At 41.7% G+C, this 18,323-nt stretch carries 12 protein-coding genes and 1 pseudogene; 2 read left to right on the forward strand and 11 right to left on the reverse strand.

The window, feature by feature from the left end; genetic code table 11:
• Nucleotides 1–10: 10 nt before the first annotated feature.
• The 4 genes and pseudogenes from H6G92_RS09685 to H6G92_RS09700 form a co-directional block, all read right to left on the reverse strand.
• Nucleotides 11–343 (reverse strand): P-II family nitrogen regulator, encoded by a 333-nt coding sequence (locus tag H6G92_RS09685; RefSeq protein ID WP_190893184.1) that lies wholly within the window; start codon nt 341–343, stop codon nt 11–13.
• Between the two features lie 84 nt (nt 344–427).
• On the reverse strand, nt 428–1,537 hold the full coding sequence (locus H6G92_RS09690) for a sodium-dependent bicarbonate transport family permease (RefSeq protein WP_190893185.1): 1,110 nt from the start codon (nt 1,535–1,537) through the stop codon (nt 428–430).
• A 116-nt stretch (nt 1,538–1,653) separates the two neighbouring features.
• Nucleotides 1,654–1,857, reverse strand: a pseudogene (locus H6G92_RS09695) (SulP family inorganic anion transporter); the annotation flags it as partial.
• Between the two features lie 1,287 nt (nt 1,858–3,144).
• Nucleotides 3,145–3,888 (reverse strand): response regulator transcription factor, encoded by a 744-nt coding sequence (locus H6G92_RS09700; protein ID WP_190893187.1) that lies wholly within the window; start codon nt 3,886–3,888, stop codon nt 3,145–3,147.
• A gap of 157 nt (nt 3,889–4,045) precedes the next feature.
• Here H6G92_RS09700 and H6G92_RS09705 point away from each other — a divergent pair, with 157 nt between their 5' ends.
• Nucleotides 4,046–5,110 carry a YheT family hydrolase gene (locus tag H6G92_RS09705; protein WP_190893189.1) on the forward strand — a complete coding sequence of 355 codons (1,065 nt, stop codon included), beginning with the start codon at nt 4,046–4,048 and terminating at the stop codon, nt 5,108–5,110.
• Nucleotides 5,111–5,201: 91 nt separating this feature from the next.
• On the opposite strand, the gene H6G92_RS09710 is transcribed toward H6G92_RS09705, so the two are convergent.
• Nucleotides 5,202–5,369 carry a hypothetical protein gene (locus H6G92_RS09710; RefSeq protein ID WP_190893192.1) on the reverse strand — a complete coding sequence of 56 codons (168 nt, stop codon included), beginning with the start codon at nt 5,367–5,369 and terminating at the stop codon, nt 5,202–5,204.
• A 43-nt stretch (nt 5,370–5,412) separates the two neighbouring features.
• Nucleotides 5,413–5,562 (reverse strand): hypothetical protein, encoded by a 150-nt coding sequence (locus H6G92_RS09715; RefSeq protein ID WP_190893193.1) that lies wholly within the window; start codon nt 5,560–5,562, stop codon nt 5,413–5,415.
• Between the two features lie 458 nt (nt 5,563–6,020).
• Between H6G92_RS09715 and hetI the strand changes: the two genes are divergently transcribed.
• Nucleotides 6,021–6,740 carry a 4'-phosphopantetheinyl transferase HetI gene (hetI, locus tag H6G92_RS09720; RefSeq protein ID WP_190893195.1) on the forward strand — a complete coding sequence of 240 codons (720 nt, stop codon included), beginning with the start codon at nt 6,021–6,023 and terminating at the stop codon, nt 6,738–6,740.
• A gap of 83 nt (nt 6,741–6,823) precedes the next feature.
• Here hetI and H6G92_RS09725 read toward each other — a convergent pair whose 3' ends face one another.
• From H6G92_RS09725 to H6G92_RS09745, 5 genes are all read right to left on the reverse strand, one after another.
• Complete coding sequence (locus H6G92_RS09725) at nt 6,824–7,627, reverse strand: SDR family NAD(P)-dependent oxidoreductase (protein WP_190893197.1); 804 nt, start codon at nt 7,625–7,627, stop codon at nt 6,824–6,826.
• A gap of 615 nt (nt 7,628–8,242) precedes the next feature.
• Nucleotides 8,243–9,757, reverse strand: coding sequence for a thioester reductase domain-containing protein (locus tag H6G92_RS09730; protein ID WP_190893199.1), 1,515 nt, complete (start codon nt 9,755–9,757; stop codon nt 8,243–8,245).
• A 2-nt stretch (nt 9,758–9,759) separates the two neighbouring features.
• Nucleotides 9,760–11,436: a PfaD family polyunsaturated fatty acid/polyketide biosynthesis protein gene (locus H6G92_RS09735; RefSeq protein WP_190893201.1), complete on the reverse strand. Its 1,677-nt coding sequence runs from the start codon at nt 11,434–11,436 to the stop codon at nt 9,760–9,762.
• 181 nt (nt 11,437–11,617) lie between these two features.
• Complete coding sequence (locus H6G92_RS09740; protein WP_190893203.1) at nt 11,618–16,366, reverse strand: PfaB family protein; 4,749 nt, start codon at nt 16,364–16,366, stop codon at nt 11,618–11,620.
• Between the two features lie 220 nt (nt 16,367–16,586).
• Nucleotides 16,587–18,314 (reverse strand): SDR family NAD(P)-dependent oxidoreductase, encoded by a 1,728-nt coding sequence (locus tag H6G92_RS09745; RefSeq protein ID WP_190893205.1) that lies wholly within the window; start codon nt 18,312–18,314, stop codon nt 16,587–16,589.
• Between the last annotated feature and the right edge of the window lie 9 nt (nt 18,315–18,323).

Here is an 18,323-nt window from a genome sequence, read left to right on the forward strand (position 1 = left end):
TCGTCTCGATTCAACAGCCATCTGGCCCACAGAAATGTCTCCCGTACAGTACCTCTGCTTCACAGATATAGATAATGCCCGCATAATCGGTGAAAAACTTGATTGCGACCTGATCCGCAATATTCTCTGCCATCTCCCGATTTTCGGTGAGTATCTCGAACTTTACATTTGAATCGGTGTCGGCAGTGTTGGGTTTACCGGTAGAGCGCACGTTGCGACTGCCTTTACCGCCAGTATCCACCACCGTATAACCAGTCGCCCCGCATTCATCAATGATCTTGGCGACCTTTTTCATCAGCACCTTTTCCGTGACGATGACGAGCTTGTTGGCACGCTTGCCCATGTTGGTTACCTCCTGAAATGATGTAATTTATCTACTTGGTCTGCCCGGTCAAGGAAGCGCCGACAGACCTCAATCCGTCTGGGATTAGCCGCCGAGCGCTTGGGCAAGTCCGAGGAAGAACGGTATACACAAGCCGATCGCAACTGGCGTACCGACGGCTGTGGACGCGCCTATATAGGCGGAGGGATTAGCTGACGGGATACCAGCTCGCAACGTAGGAGGGCCTGAGATGTCTGAACTAGAGGAGGCGATGACAGCTAGGATCACAACACCGCCCATGCTGAAGTTCATGGTGTAGTGGGCAATCATGCCGAGACCGAAGGCGATTAGCCCATGTACAAACGGTGCCACCACACTATATACAACGTACCACTGGGCTACCTTACGCAGTTCGCCAATTCTTGACCAAGCTTCCATCCCCATGACCAGCATCAAGATCGAAAGCAAGCCACGAAACGCGGGATCGTAGAAGCCTTTATAGACACTTTCCGGTTGGGTGAACAGTCCCAGAGCCAGACCTAGCAACATTGCCGATAAGGCAGGACCCCGGAGGCTTTCCTCGATAATTGGCCATATCTTGACCTTGTTATCCCCAGCATCCTGCTGTTGGCTGAGATACTGCTGCCGGGTGCTGGGATAATCTTTTTGATCGGGATAATCACCAGCCGCAACAGGCTGCTCAATAGAGTAGGCTGCTTCTTTACGCTTCTTCTTGTTGAGGTAAATGTTGGCGATAACAATTGCAGTTACCAGCGCTGGGATATCCATGAAGGGATAGAGTGCGCCAGCCCATGCCTCGTATGCCATCTTTTGTTCTTCCAGTACCGTCAGACCAGCAGCCATTGTAGAACCACTCACGGCTCCAAACAATCCCCCAGTTGCGATCGCATCAACGACTTTGACCTTTGGCAGCTTGGCTAACGTATAGCGCGAGATGAATACAATCGTAATCCCTGTTATTACAGCAAAGATCATGGGTAACACCATCTCCGTCAGATTAGAATTGCGGATCGCAATTCCACCGGTCAGACCGATTTTGGTGAGCAGCATGAAGACGATGATCGTACAAATCGCCTCTGGAATGACCAATTCGCTACCGAGGGCAGCAATGATCATGCCACCAATCAAAAAGGCGAGTGTTGGGGACTGCAACTGCTTAATGAAGTCCATTAGAAAAAGGGACCAAAAATCCACGAATACCTCCTTGCGCTTCCTCTGATGAGGAGTATTACAATAAATGAACTTTAAAAAAGACTGATGCGCTTGACTTTTACAGCACAGGTGCTGCACAAGAACCTGTAGAGAAGGCTTACGATCATTGGCCCAGTCAGTTCAGAGATCAACGTTGGTGTCCCACCAAATAAGGCTGCGAAAAAGCCAACGCAAACTGCACCATAAAGACCAGCTACAGGCCCAGCACCGGAAGCAACACCGAATGCCAGCGCTAGAGGCAACGAAACGATCGCAGCAGTTAAACCACCAAATAAATCGCCTCGTAAGTTTCTAAAATGGATAGTATTTAGTCAATGACATACTGGGTTTTTGGTTTTGGTTACAAAAACAGCAAAATAAATTTGGGTTGTTAAAATTGCCACCTACTTTGAGTAATTTTTATGTTTTCTTGCCATGAAAAATTAGGCTAAGAAAACTTTAATTCTTTGCAAAGCAAGATACTATAGTGCCTTTCTATATGGCAATTCGCTGAATACAAATTCCCAATAGATAAGGCTTAGGTCAAAGACAGTTCAAAAAATTGACTGGAAAAACTTACATAAATTGCAAGTTTTATTGATTGCCAAGTTTAATGAGATTAACAATAGCTTACAGCGTTATCTGCCAGTTTTGCTTATTCACAACCCTAAAGATTAAATAAATATTAAATTGCTTCCATAGATAAAAGGCTATACTTGTTGACTGACTTTGATTGCAACAATCAATAAAATATGTAAATTTTATATTAAATTTTATTTCAAAAGCTTTTTGACCAGAATATACAACTAAAAAGTAAGCTAATGACTATTCAACTTCCCTATAAATATGGGTAAAACCCTTACTCATAAAAGGATTTGATTTATCTTGAATGGTGATTAGCTTAATCAAGCTCCAAATTTAGGTTGAGAAAGTTAGTAAGCTATTACGCCTTTAAATTACACAATAACTCATGAGGTGTGTTGACTGCTGACTGTTAACAGTCAGCAGTCAACACAAAAAATTGTGCAAGTTAGATGAACGACAGTTTAGCAGCAGAGAAAACAGACGCAGAGTATATATTTGTAATAGTTATTGAGTGAATTAGATAAATAAATACGCCAGAATCCAGGAGTCACCACGAGGTTTATTTTTTGGGGTGTGACTATTACCATGTAGCTTGTTAATTCCTTGAAATCCTTTATCAGAAAGAATTCAGAAGTCAGAATTGGGCATGAATTGGAGTCTGAATGGCGGATAGAGACACGAGAAAGCGAGTCCGTGAACGTCTGAATCAAGAGCGTTTTGCACACCCACTAAATCTGCATATTTAGTGTTTAACTACCTGCCCGCCCGCGATCGCTTACTATATCCCTATCTTAAAACCCTATTCTCTTATCACTTTTTGTCATTAATTTGAACCTGTTGAGAATAATTCTAGTTTAAAACCCTTAAAATAATTTTCCTGTCGATTATTTTTGTAGAGACGTTGCATTGCAACATCTCTACACACCAGTAAATTCCACAAATAACCTTAACTAAACGGTAAGGAATAAGAGTTTCTGGAGTTCTTGCCTAAGTCATGGCAAGGTTTAAGGGAATTTAGCGTGATTTTATTCAACCAGTGTTGTGGAAACTCCCTCGCTTGCTGGAGGGATACCGGGTAACTCAAGACAGTATCCAGCGCCATACACTGTTTTGATATAGCGGGGGTGGCGGGGATCTGGTTCTAGCTTGGTTCTCAGGTGGCGAATATGGACTCGAATCGTTTCAATGTCGTCATCAGGATCGTAGCCCCAAACTTCTCTGAGGATTTCGCTGGGAGAAACTGTTTGACCGTGGCGTTGTAGTAAGCAGTGAAGTAGCTCAAATTCCAAGTGAGTCAATTTCACCGTCTCATTGAACCATATTGCCTCAAATCTTTCGGGAACTAGGGTAAGTGAGCCATAGTTCAAAATTTCACTATGCTTTGCTGCTTGGGGAATGCGGTCAGTACGCCGCAAAAGTGCCCGCACCCGCGCCAGCAGTTCTTCAACTTCAAAAGGCTTGGTGAGGTAGTCATCTGCGCCAGCATTGAAGCCTTCCACCTTGTCCTGAGTTTGGCTCAAAGCCGTCAACATTAACACGGGAATCTCAGAGGTGCGATCGTCACGGCGCAGGCGTTGGCAAACGGTGAACCCATCTACTCTGGGCAACATTAAATCGAGCATGATCAAGTCTGGTTGTAGCTGGAGAGCCAGCGCTTGACCTTTGATGCCGTCTTCAGCTTGACTAACATCGTAGCCAGCCATTTCCAAGTTGACGGCAACTAGTTCTGAAATCGCTGGGTCATCGTCTATGACAAGAATCCTCGGCATTCTTAAAAAATTATTACTACTTATTAAGGATAATTAACAACCTTTGATAGATACAAAGATTTTTGAATCGATTATGAAAAAGGTTTTAAATCTTACATAAATATTAAGATTAAATGACTGTGAAATCAAGACTCAATTACACGAAATCTTATAGTCTATGATGTGTTATGCTCCCCCCTACAATCCGTCTTGGTTTTTACAAAACGGTGTGATGATGACTGTATACACCGCTCTGTGGGGAAAACGTCACTGGCAAAGTACTATCCAAGACCCAGAACCGTCTTATCACGAGAAAATCTTTGTTGGTGGCCAAGGTGTGCCAATTTTTGGCTTGGTTGCTATCCCGGAAAATGCTCATAGCACAATTATCGGCACTTATGGCATTACTGGAGAGTTAAAAACGGAATGGTTTTTGAGAGTACTAGGGCGTAAAGCCTATGCTCAAGGATACGCTGTGGTGTTATTTGATTGGCGGGCCCACGGGAAAACTGCCGAATTATCGCCGACTCTGACTTCTGATGGTTTGTATGAGGGGGAAGATTTTGTTCGCATCGCCGCCGCTGCTAAGGCAATGGGATGTCCGGGGAAATTTTGGTTTACAGGGTTTTCTTTGGGAGGGCAATTGGCGCTATGGGCGGTGAAGGTGGCTGGTGAGGTGATTAGGGAGTATGGAGATTTAGGGCTAGAAGATAGCGATATTGGCGGTGGTATGGTGATTTGTCCGAGTTTGGATTCGGAGCGATCGCTATCTTATCTAGTTACAAAGCCCTTCGGCAGATATTTGGAAGCGGGGATTGCCCAAAATTTAAAAAAACTGGCATGGCGAATCCATGATGCTCATCCTGGAAGCCTTGACCCAGCGGCGATTGAACGGGCAAATAGTATCTGGGGTTTTGACAATGAGCTGGTAATTAATCGGCTAGGTTTTTCTTCTGTGGAGGCGTATTACCAAGCTAGTAGTGCCTTACAAATATTGCCGCAAATCTCGAAACCGACCTTGATTTTATATGCTGCTGATGACCCACTTTTTGACCCAGCCATCATACCAGAATTAGAAGAAGCCTGCGATCGCAATCCCGCAATAGATTTGTTACTCACTCAATACGGCGGTCATGTTGGCTATTTGAGTAGTAAAGAGTGCCAGCGCCAAGTAAACGATTCTGATCCTTGGTGGGCATGGAATCGGGTTTTACAATGGTTAGAGCAACAACGAACAGAGTAGGCCAGATAATATTCTAGTTGCTAGGATACTCGACGGATGGAGTCGTATTGCTTGGAAGCCCAAAATAGAGAGGATGGCATTGACCCAGAAGCTACCACAATATCATTGGTAAACCAGCAATAACAGAAGCAATACCTGTCCAAAGAGTAAAACGCGCAATATCTAACTCATCCAAAGCAACGCTCATTTGCCTAATTGCTAATAGCAGCGCTGCTAGTAGCAGTATAAAGAAGGCAAAGTACTCCAAATTAAGAATCATTCATCCTCACTATGTTCTACAAAAAAGTAGTTGTAATAGGTTTTTAACAAGCTTTGGCAAGGGTTTTTTGTTCCAGATTTAACATTTTCTGATAAAAACTATTTATTACTGAAGAGATATCTACTTCAGAACCCTTGCAGACATTGTTCGTAGTTCCTTTGAGCAATGCTGTAATAGCTAATGTTGTAGCCAAAATAAAATTTGCGATTCTCTGTCAAGAGTTTTAAAGTATTCTCTCTCAGGGGATTTAACGCAAAGTTGAGGAGCGTACACCTAGAGTAATACAGCAGATTGCAACTTCTCTACATTCCCTGCGGGATGCTACGCAAACGCGCAGCGTGTCGCAGACAGAGGCTACGCCAAGGTGAGTTACAGATAATCGTAGGGGCACAACATGTTGTACCCCTACCCATGTACTTCATTTACTTGAAATACGCTGTAAATTATAATATTTAGCTGGCAAAAGCAATCGCGGCTACCTGTATTTATGTTTACAGCTAGACTTAATATCTAACAATACCTATGGCAGATTCTAGGAAAAACAGGCGCAGTTGTATATAGTAATGCTAAAGCGTCAAACCAGATCCAACCATAATAATCGTCGTAATTAAACAAACTATTAAAGTACAACTCCCTTGATTTTTTGACTCAATGACCGCTTCTAATGATATTTGGCTACCTGCCCCCACGGATTTAACTTTGTTACCGGATGAGATTCATGTCTGGCGCATAAACCTTGACCAACCAGAACCACAACTGCAAAATTTAGCAGCGACTCTTTCCAGTGACGAAACGGCTCGTGCTGAAAGGTTCTATTTTCAGGAACATCGACAGCGTTTCATCGCAGGTCGTGGTATTCTGCGAACTATATTAGGTCGTTATTTGGGTATCCAGCCCTTACAAGTGCAGTTTAATTATCAACAGCGCGGCAAACCAGTATTAGCAGATAAATTTGCCGATAGTGGACTGGCGTTTAACTTGTCTCATTCCCAAGGGTTGGGTTTATGTGCAGTGAATTGCACCCGCCCAATTGGTGTAGACCTAGAATATAGTCGCCCGATGTCTGATTTAGAAGCTCTTGCCAAACGGTTCTTTTTACCGAGAGAATATGAAATGTTGCGATCGCAATCTCCCAACCAACAGCAAGAGGTATTTTTCCGTTACTGGACTTGTAAGGAAGCTTATTTAAAAGCAACTGGAGACGGACTATCCCAGTTAGAGCAAATTGAAGTGTCGTTGACTCCCACAGAACCAGCCAAGTTACAGATATCTGAAGACTGGAGTCTTTTTGAACTAGTACCTGCTAACAATTATATTGCTGCTGTTGCTGTAGAGAATTTTGGCTGGAATTTAAAGTCCTGGCAGTACTGATGTTGACTAAGCTCATCTCCTAGATGAAACAAGAGAGATATGGTGGACAAATGACAAATGACCAATGACAAATGACAATCTGCTTACTTATCCTCCTGCATATTTCGCACAATTTTTGTTACTAAATTTCTAGGTACAAATCTGACGCTTTTTGCAAGTATTGCATTGAGTAAACCAGGAATGACAATGGTTTGACCCTTCATTAAGGCGCGAAAACCAATTTCGGCTACTGTTCGTGCATCCATCATTCTCTTACCCTTGAGCAACTTCGAGTCAGCCATCCCGGTTCTTTCATGAAAGGCAGATGCGGTTGAGCCTGGGCAAAGAACTGTCACACTGACACCTGTACCTTCTAATTCATTAGCGATCGCTTCTGAAAACGATAAAATATAAGCTTTAGTAGCAAAATAAACTGCCATTAAAGGCCCAGGTTGAAAAGCAGCAGCCGAGGAGACGTTTAATATCTTACCTTCACCTTGCTTGACCATGTGCTTCAGGAATAGCTTAGTTAAATGGGTAAGACACACCAAATTTACCTGTAGCATTTCCAATTCAGTAGCTAGGTCTGTTTCGTGAAATAATCCATAGATACCAAATCCAGCATTATTTACCAGCACATCAACATTAATATCGGCGAGTTGCAGCTCCGTGAAAATTTCTTCAGGAGCAGTTGATATAGATAAATCTTTAACAATAGTTTTGACAAAAATTCCAAATTTTTCTTGGAATTTAGCTGCAATTTCTACTAGCGTTGGCCCGTTTCTGTCTACTAAGATTAGATTGTAATCATGAGCAGCAAAAATACATGCTAATTCGTAGCCAATTCCACCAGCTGCGCCAGTAATAAGAGCAGTTTGTTTGCTCTGTCTTTGATGTGTTGTGTTCATGTAAGAATATTGGTGAATTCAACTTGATGAAGCTGCGTTGCATTTACAGTGGTTCTTGTTCTACAATTAAGTACGCGTAATATCTCAACCTACAAGAAATATCTTGAGTTATTACCCTTTCAAATGCTTATGTGATGCATTGGATAGATGTAGCAGTCCAAACGCAAATTTAGGACTTATGCATCGAAGAAGTTAGGCCTTAAAGGAGTTCGCTTATTTCAGACTGCTAGCATTTGGCTTTTGATCACTCACAAAAGCCAGCGGGTAAAATCAAACTTTTATGCCCGATATTAACCATTCTATCCTCAATTGCTTCTGTCAAGGGTTGAATACTAAAAATTTACATGATTGAGCATAAAAAAACAGGGCAATTATATTGCCGCTGTTAGTGTATTAGTTGTTGCTGGCATCTGAAATATTGGCTGTTCAGTAGTACTGAGTTTTAAAAAGCTTGGACTAAATAAAACTATTTTGTAGGGTAGCCAATGCGTTGCAGAGGTTGCCGATGCTCAATAGCGTAGGATTATACCAATTTGAAAAAATCATGCGACAAATATACCATTTATAAAGACGCGATTCATCGCCTTGTAGAGACGCGATTCATCGCGTCTACTTCTAAGCGAGATTCAAGAAGCCGCTTTGAATCAAGTAGGCGGTATAGGTCATAAACAATTGAGAGTCAATTGGTGGACAAGCAATAGAGCTACCTGCTAGTGCATGGAGAGTATCTTGGCAGCTAATATGAGGTCTTCTAGCTTGCAAGTACAAATCAGGAATAGTCAGTTGTTCATCAGACCAACGTTCCAGTAAAAATGGTCGCAGAGTGTATAAAGGATTGTCAGCAGAAGTGACATTATTGATTAACTCTGATTGCCATTTTTCGTAAGGAATCATCTCAACTGAATAACCAAAAGAGCGTATCCACTCAACTAATATTTTCAAAGAAACAGGTTGGGGATGTTGTAAATTAAAAGCCTTACCTATGGATTCTTTTTGGCGTGATAGATAAACGATCGCTTTACTTACATAGTCCACAGGTGACATATCCAACATATAATCTACATCAGGGAAATATCCCATTTGTAGACAGCCCTTGGTCATCAAATTGATAAAGTCATGTGTGTTACAAATGCCTGTTTTGCTATCACCGGAAATCAGTGGTGGTCTGTGGATAGTTACAGGAAGTCCACGGTCACGAGCAATTTTAACTAACTTTTCAGCTACCCATTTAGTTTGAGAGTAACCAAGATAAATGCCTTCCCAATGATTGAATTCATCCTGTTCTTTGACAACCTTGCCAGCATAAGCTGTTGATTCAAAAACAGCAACGCTGGAAACGTAATGTACAGGCTTGACTTTAACTTGACAAGCTAATCTCAAAACTTCTTGAGTTCCTAATACATTGGCTGCTTTTAGTGCAGAGTATGGAAAAACATAATTCAACAAAGCAGCGCTATGATATATGGTATCAATATTGGCAGCTAAAATTTGAAACTGTTCCGAACCAATACCTAACAAAGGCTGAGATAAATCGCCGACAATCGGAATAATTCTGGAGTTAAATTCTTCCTGCCAAATGGCATACTGTTCCAGATTTTTTTGGAGTTTGCTTTTGCCTTCTTCGGCATTAGCAGCACGCACTAAGCAATAGATATCCGCATTAGTTTCTTGTAGCAGTTCCCGAATAATAAAGGCTCCTAAAAAGCCCGTTCCGCCAGTTAAAAAGATATTCTTTGGTTCACCCACAAGTACATTAGATGCAGCGCCGGGATGGATAGTGGGGTCAAGAACAGCCTCAGCACCTAAATCTAGAACAGAGGGTGCAGCGTTGGCATTAGAGGCTACTACCTTTGTATCTTGAATTGGTGAACCATCTTGCACTTCTTCAGCTAAACGCTGTGAAAGAGCCTCAATATTTGGGTAATGCCACAGTAGCAATGGAGATGGTTGAAATCCGAGCAACTTTTCTAAGTTACTTACTAGAATCATTGCTTGGGCTGAATCCAACCCATAGTTTTCTAAATGTTCTGTGACATCTATTTCATCAGTTGCTACTCCTAACAACTTAGCTAAGTTAGATACCAAAAATATTTGAATATCGTCTGCGGTGAAAGACTGTTTTATAGTCATTTTTAAATCTCCAACAAGGATGTAGAACGAACAGGGTGATACTGACTGTAATAATCGGAAGCTTGCAGTCCTTGAATTTTCAAATTTTGGACACGGTACAAAAAGGCTGCACCAGTCATAATTTGATTAGCAACATCAACTACCTGCCGATTATTTGGTTCAGAAAGGTAGGAACCGCGTACCCAGTCATTGAAACCGCCCATTGCCGGGCCACACCAAATTTGATAATCGACTTCTCTACCTTTTTCACCAGAACTAGACCAGCGAGAAGATAATCCTAAATACCAGCGGAAAATCAACGCCATTTTCAGTTTAGGATTATTGACTGCTTTCCCAAGTTTCTCAGGGTTCTTTTGGGATAAATAAGCCGCAGTTCCTTCCCATACTTCGGCAATAGTTTTACGAAAAACTTGTTTTTCTAATTTCTCTCTTTCTGCAAGGGGGATGCTTTCAATGGAATCATAAGCGCGATAGAGTTCAAATAATTTCTGCGCTCGCATGGGGAACATTGTACCCCGTTTGAGAACTTGCAATTTGACTCCCATTTCAAACATATCTGCTGCTGGAGCCATTATCATATCAGCCATTTCTGCTTGGGCTAGTAACTTTTTGGTATGTTCACAAGCCCCAGATTCAATGCATGATTGATTAATAGAACCGGTCATTATATAAGCAGCACCCATCATGAAAGCTGCTAATGCTGATTGTGGTGTCCCAATTCCCCCTGCTACGCCGATTCTAATTGGTGTTTGGTAATGATATTGTGCTTGAATTTCATCCCGCAAGGCAATAATAGAAGGCAGCAAACAAACCAGGGGACGGTTATCTGTATGACCTCCAGAATCAGCTTCGACGGTAATATCATCAGCCATCGGAACTTTAGTTGCAAGAGTTGCTTGTAACTCAGTAATTAATCCTTGTTGCAGAAGTTCTTTGAGTATTCTCGCTGGTGCTGGTTGCAGAAATTTAGTAGCAACTTCTCGGCGAGAGATTTTGGCAATGACTTTATTTTTGATTTCAATTTGATTGGCGCTATTCAATCCCAATCCAGCAACACGGTAATAAACAATGTTGGGGGTCAAGTCGAGAAATGCAGATGCTTCTACTGTTCTCACTTGATATTTGAGGTATAAATCTACAGCGCGGCGTTCAATCGCTGGTTCATTGGGACTGTGAATTAAATTAAATGCATAAGGCCCTTGAGGTAAAGCTTGTTGAATGCGATTGATGGCTGCTTCCAAACGTTCTGGAGTTAAACCACCTGCACCAAAAGAACTCAAAATTTGCTCTTTTCCTAGCGCAATTACCATTTCTTCGGAAGCAATTCCGCCAGCCATTGCGCCGGTAACGTAGGCATATTTCACTCCATGAGAGGAGAGAAAATTCGGATCTCCAAATTGTTGAATGCGGATTGGGGCTGCAAATGTTAGCAGTTCTACTTGTGCTGTTGTGCCATTATCACCAGGGCATAAATACCCCTCATTTGTGACACCGATTTTTCCGGCAACTTTCACGATGTAGCAGGGTTTATTTAACACCATCAATTTATCTTTGATGGTTTGTTTCTCGAAAGATACAGTTTCTAAAGAACCTTTCCAAACCTGGTTTTTGTTATGAGACCAAGCGGAGAAGTTAAGACCATTATCGTGTTTACTTAGTACCGTATCTACGGTTGTCACGGTAGTTATCCCTCGGATTACAAACAATGGATGATTAAAGTTGAAGGGTGTAGACTTTTTATAGGAGTCTAGATTTTCATACCAATTCTCTAGGAGATGCACGTAATAATTTTTAAACGAACCGCGAAGGACGCAAAGGACGCGAAGGAAGAGAAGGTTTAGAGAGAATTGGTATGAGATATTAAGATTCGTCGTTAAGTAAATTTTGGGCGCAAGCTAGTTGCAATTGAATGATTTCGCTCATTTGCTGACTGTAATCTTGTCTAGCTTGTAAGAAGGCTGTGTGTGCTTTAGTTATCTTTGAATTATTAGCATTGAGCTTTTGATACTGGGTCTTATTTAAATCGAACATGCTGATGATGCTACTAATTTTTTGAGTTCTGACGGGTGGGAAAGAAACAGGAATTGGCTGTTTAATTGCGCTTGACTCAGAAGATTGTAATTGTTCTCTCGGTTGAAAAACGTTATCAATGATATTTTTCGGTTTTACTTCTTCTGGCTGAGGCAAGATGTTAGGGGAATGACTTTCTTGTTGGGTTATGTGGTTGGAAGTATTAAGAAATTCTGTGATTTCAGATTGTTGAACATTAGGTATGTTTGGATGCTGTATTTTGAAACGTTCGCTCCTAAGATCCCCAGCGAAATCTTCAACAAGTTTACGATTTTCTTCGCTCAAAATTGTAGCAGCGATCGCTTTCCCACCCAAGGTAACTGTTCTCAATGTTGCTTTATTTTGATTAGCAGTGTCTTGGGCTGTGCAGTACAACGGTGATAAATCCACATTCACCTGATGACTGAGTAGTTTTGCTAATGCTTTGACCATCGAAGCATGGTCATCCATCCCTCTACGATTCAGAGAAACTGTGATATGTTCTTTGTTGCCAAGGATTTTATCAATCCATCGTGAACAGACACTACCCGCGCCCGCTTCTAGAAATATTTTGACCCCATCGCCGTAAACACGATTTACTAATTGCGGAAAATCAAGTTCTTGGCACAAACCTTTGGCGATGTTGTGAGCAATGGTATCTCTTTCAAGTGCAACTGGTTGATAATCGGCGGCAGAATAAAACACAATACCGGGAAGATTTTGTGATGGTAAGCTGTTTACCTTCTTGATTTCCTCGAACTGCGATCGCATCGCTTCACAATGTATCACATGGTCGAAGGGAGCAGGGAAAGAATTGCAACCTAAAGTCGCAATCACTCGCTTACAGGCGGCATCTTCACCAGCAATTAATACTTCTTCTGGTGTGTTAATTTGAGTTAAGTAGACGTGATTCTCATGTTTCAGGCATTCTCTAACTTGCGATGGAGTAGCCATGAGAACATAGGTATTCCAAAAATTGTTGTTTGGTAAATCGGTTAATCCCCAATATTCACGCACAGCATTTTTCGGCCCAGATAATTTATCGCCAAATAGAGGTGATGAGTTTAAGGTATTACTTCCACCTTCAAAATCACTCCAAACTCCTTGGGCAACCATCATACTAGTTTCACCCAAGCTATACCCAAATACAGATTGCGGCTTGACTTTAAAATCATCTCGGAAAATTGCTGTCATGTATCTAGCAAAGGCGATTTCGCTTTCAAACATTGCTAGTGAATCATCTAACAATTGCTTTTCGAGAGTTTCTAGTTGCCTGGTTGTCAATTTAGGTAAGCTTCTGGGATAAACCAGCTTTTCAACATCGGCAGCCCGATTGTAGAGATTGTTACTTTTTAAATCCTCGAAGACTTTAGGAAATAAGCGAAATACGGTGCGACCAATGCCAATATAAGAATTGACTGCTGCGGGATAAACGTAAGCAACTGCTCCAGTTTTGCCCAATGGTTTCGCTGTGAAATAACTACCTAGTGGCGTTTGCCAATCTGTGCCGTTTTCAAAGGCATTATTTACACCTTTGCGGGCAGATTCAATTTCTTTGAGTAAATCTTTTGTGTTACGTCCAGTGATTGATAAGACGTATTTTGGATTAGATTGCTGCTCAAAGGTAGCGAATGTTTCGCTGGCGGTAGCTGATAAAGAAGAACTGGCTTCTATGGATTTTTGGAGATGGTTTAAGATATCGGGTATAGTGGAGCGATCGCTAACTGCGATAGGGAACAGATGAAAAGGCATTTGTTGCAAATATCTGTTGTCGCGCTCCTCTTGGCTGGGTTCCTCCGATAAGATTAAATGGGCGTAACTGCCATCTATACCCATACTATTAATTGCTGCTATTCTGCGTGTGCCGCCTTTATCGACAAACCAAGGTCTTGATTCCATTGCCACATAGAAGGGACTACCTTCCCATACTTGCGGTGTTTTGACACCAGACCATTTTGGTGTGGCAGGAATATACCTGTAATAAAGACAGAGAGCTGTTTTGATTAAGCTAGCAATTCCCGATGCTGTATAGGTGTGGCCGATATTGGCTTTGACGCTACCTAATGCACAGTGCAAACCATTGCCCACTTTCGGATAAGCTTGCAGTAAACCTGTAATTTCCGCTTCATCCTCCTGGGGAACGCCACTACCGAAGACTTCCACATAGTTAACTTCTGTGGGTTGAATCTCCGCCATCTGGAAAGCTTGTTTGCAGACATTGCTGATAGCTGAAGCATCAGGTTTTACCAAAGCATCACTCAAAGTAGAATTACCTTGTGCGAAACTCATGGCATCAATTACTGCATAGATGCGTTCATTATCTTCTTTAGCAGCTTCGTAGCGCTTGAGAACAACTGCACCCGCACCTTCGCCAACCGTCCAGCCGTTAGCTTGTTGGTCATAACCCAACGTATTGACACCCGTATTAATTGGTGCAAATTGGCTGCGGAATAAGACATTTTCCACGCCACCGGCTAAATCTACCGCACCAACAACCACCGCGTCTACTTCTCCAGTAGCGAGTAACATTTGGGCAACTTCCAACGCTTTGAGGGCAGAATTTTCGCCAGCGCTGACGGTGAATGCAGGGCCAGTGAAATTCCACAAAGCAGAAATGCGACTCGCCATGATGTTGGCGATGTGACTTACATATTCGCCGATTTCTACTGGTTGGTGAATGCTATCTTTGACGATGGTTTCCAGTTGGGAAAGCTGTTGGGCAGGTAGAGAAATTCCTTGGTTGAGTAAGCCGTCCTTAACTTGCCAAGATAGATTCCATCTTTGCTGTAGCTGATGCACAGAGAATTCTGTCTCGGCAGCGACAATCACAGCCACATTGCCACCCTCCTGTAGTTTCGCATCTTTTACGGCGCGATCGCTAACTTTCAGGAGCAACAATTGTTGTGGGTTTAATTTCTCTATCTCATTCGGTGGTATTTTGCACGATAAAGTATCGATTTCAAAATCCTTGATATATGCCCCTACTGGTGCTTTCCCGTCTGTTAAACCGTACTCTTTCAGGACATTTTCTTGATTTTCTATACCATGCCATCTTTGAGGCGGTAAAGAAGTAAAATGCTGTGTTCCATCATAAATACTGCGTTCAAAAGCATCCAAACCATTGCAGTTACCGAAAAAGGCATCCATGCCAACAATGGCAACTTTGGTAGGTGGAACAGGTGGAGTTGATTCAACAGATTCTGGTGTAGTTCCTTGTTCTAAAATCAGATGAGAATTAGTACCGCCAAAACCAAAAGCACTGATAGCCGCTCGTTTAATTGGTGCGTTATTATTTGGCCATGCTGTAGCTGTTCTAACAATTTTGTCGGCAGAAATTGTACCTTTTTCTGAAGTTAAAGGTTCCGAAACATTCATGGTTGCTGGAATTACACCATGAGACATACTCAAAATCACTTTAGTCAAGCCAACCATGCCGGCAGCAGTTAACAAGTGACCAGTATTTGCCTTAGCAGAACCCACCAGAGGCGCAGCTTGATGTTGACCAAAAAATGTTTCGATGGAGTTGAATTCGGTTGTATCTCCTAGCAATGTGCCAGTGGCATGACACTCTAGATAATCGATGCTTTTTGGACTAAAATTTGCCTCATTGTAGGCTCGTTCAAAAGCTAAGGTTTGTCCTTTAGGATTCGGACTTAATAAATGCTTCCCTTTACCATCATTCGAGAGTCCATTACCGCAGATAGTGGCAAGAATATTATCACCATCTCTAACGGCATCAGAATATCTTTTCAGCATCACCATCCCAACACCATCGGCGGGAATTAACCCTCTAGAAGATTTATCTAAGGGGCGGCTAATGCCGTTTTCTGCATACCCTTGAACACCGGAAAATAACATCCGCACAAATAGCGAATCTGCACAACTGATGGCTCCAGCTAACATAACATCAGCTTTGTGTGACCATAAATAATGAGATGCTAGTTTAATCGCGTAAAATGATGATGAGCAAGCAGCATCCAGACATAAATTAATCTGCGATAGCGATAGAGCTTGAGCTACGATAGATGCTGGTAAACCAGATATCATCGCATTGTATAAAGATGCTTTAGTTGCACTTGGTACAGCTAAATTAAAGTCTTCATACTGCAAAAGTTCTCTGACAGCAGGATTAATAGCTTGCTGGTAAATTGGAGAGAATAATTGATTAGATAGTTTTGTCGGGAATGACAAATTACCTAAAATTACGCCACATTTTGACAGAACAGTTTGATTACCCCAATAACCACTTTGTAAAATTGCTTGTTTAGCGGCATACAATGACCATTTGAAGGTGTTATCTAAACTAGCAACAAATTCTGATGGTAGATTGTATTCAGATGGATTAAACTGGAAGTTGCGGATGTATCCGCCTTTGAGGGAATAGGTTTTGTCTGGTGTACCTTTGACTGGATTGTGAAATATTGTCGGATCTACTCCGATTTCTTCGACGGTTGCAGAGGATGTTGAATCTTTTTGATTAACGATGTTTTGCCAGTATTCTTCAGGATTCTTTGCATCGGGGAATAGGCATGATAATGCGATGATGGCTATTTTTTCCACGATTTATATGCTCCGAGTTTGGGTATTTAGCAAGAGATAATTAAAAGGCAGGATTTACGCTGTTCCCCAAACTTTGAAGTGGCAAGTTATAGCAATCCTATTTGAGTTGTGATAAATACTCTTTTTAACGAACCGCAAAGGACGCAAAGGACGCAAAGAAGAGAAAGAATCTCACAGGGATTTTAGGAATGCTATAGGTGTTGAGTTTTAAAGAAGATTACTAGCTTCTGAGCATTTTCATTGACCAAATAATGGCATGAGCGCCGAGCATTCGTGAATAGATTTTACCTTGGCGGTCGTGTATGATAAAGTTTGCGATCGCACTACTTGGTGTCTTAGCTAATACTTCACATGAAACGTAAAATGTTTCGTTATGTGGTATCATCGCAAATTGTTCAAATTTTTCTACTTTTCCAGGTAAACAACCTTCTTCATGAAAGTGTTGTGTCCAAACCCATAAGGCGTGCATACTCAAGTCAGTGGTGTAAGGATTTACCCATTGCACCGGGAATTGTCCTTGTTCTTGTGCGCTGAGTTCTGGCCAAAGACATTCTGTAGTAATTTTTTCAGGGCTAATGTTTAAGACTCTTTTGATTTCTTGAAAAGCCGGGCCATGAAATAATGTAGCCCCACCATTTTGATAAAAATCTTTTCCTGTAGCGGTGATAATATTATCTTCTTCGAGATTGAGAGATTCATAAGTGGGTACATCTGGGATTTCTCGCTGGAGATTGAGTTGAGCGCTAAAATGAAAATGGATTCTGCCTTGTGGATTTTTGCTCGAAATTTTGGCTTTAAGTTCGATTCTTTCAAGATTAACTTTAGAAATTTCTTCTATTTCTAAAATATGTTCCTCTGCTAATGTCTCATTGAAAGTAATCCCCTTCAAAACTTTAAAATCTTGGTAATTAAACAACCGATAACCAGGATATAATTGCTCAGAAGCATTGATAATCCAAGTCATTGCACAAGTTGCTGGTAAAACTGGAGAGCCAGCAATAGTATGATCGTGCAAAAATGGATTAGCCTCCAATGTCATTTGGCGACGAATACGATGGGTTCGTAGTTCTAAATCTAACTCCGCCGCAAGTGGAACGAGTGGGCTGCCAATGACAACTTGTGAGGTTGCATGGTTGGTATTATCCATTTCTTTAACGAGCATTTGTGCCCCAACTGCAATCGGAATTATTTCAATTTTTCGTTCTTGAAAAATCTTCTTTAATTCTGCTGTCACCATGCCACTATCCCAAGCGCCCCAGTTGATAGCGACTACATGACACGAGGGATAAGTTTGCTTAAATATATGGGCTGATTTGTTCAGAATTTCATTTGCGATCGCATAATCAGATTGTCCAGGATTTCCGTAAAAGCCTGTTACTGAAGAAAACAAAACTAAATGCTGAAGTTGATTAGGGTTGACGCAAGTTAACAGGTTTTCTAAACCTTGAACTTTGGCGGTGTAAACTTTTTCAAAATCCTCTTCTGTTTTCTTTTCAATTAACTTATCAGCTAAGTTTCCCGCGCCGTGGATGATTCCGGTAATTGGGCCAAGATGTTGCACAGCAGTAGCAAGTTTTTCTTGTAAAGCTTGTGTATCTGTAACATCGACGCTGATATATTCTGCTTTAGCTCCGGTTTTTTCAATTGCTGCTAGGGTCTTTTTAATTTCGCGGCTGGAGGTAACTTTGTTATATATTTTTTGCACATTCATGGGTGTGGGCTTCTCTCCTTGAGAAAGAAGATTTTCCATGATGCATTTTTTCAATGCGGAATCATCAGAGTTTTGAGCAAAATCTGGCTCGGTTTCTAATAGTTCGGAGCGACCGAGGAGGATGAATTTGCAGGGTTGCTGTTGGGCTAATCTGATAGTACACTCAGCCGTAATCCCTTTTGCACCGCCGCTCACGACAAAGACAGATGATGGACTAAGCTGGGCTGTTTGTGTCATAAATCCTCG

Origin of the sequence: Nostoc foliaceum FACHB-393, from assembly GCF_014698505.1 — a bacterium.
In the GTDB taxonomy this organism is placed as follows: Bacteria; Cyanobacteriota; Cyanobacteriia; order Cyanobacteriales; family Nostocaceae; genus Nostoc; species Nostoc foliaceum_A.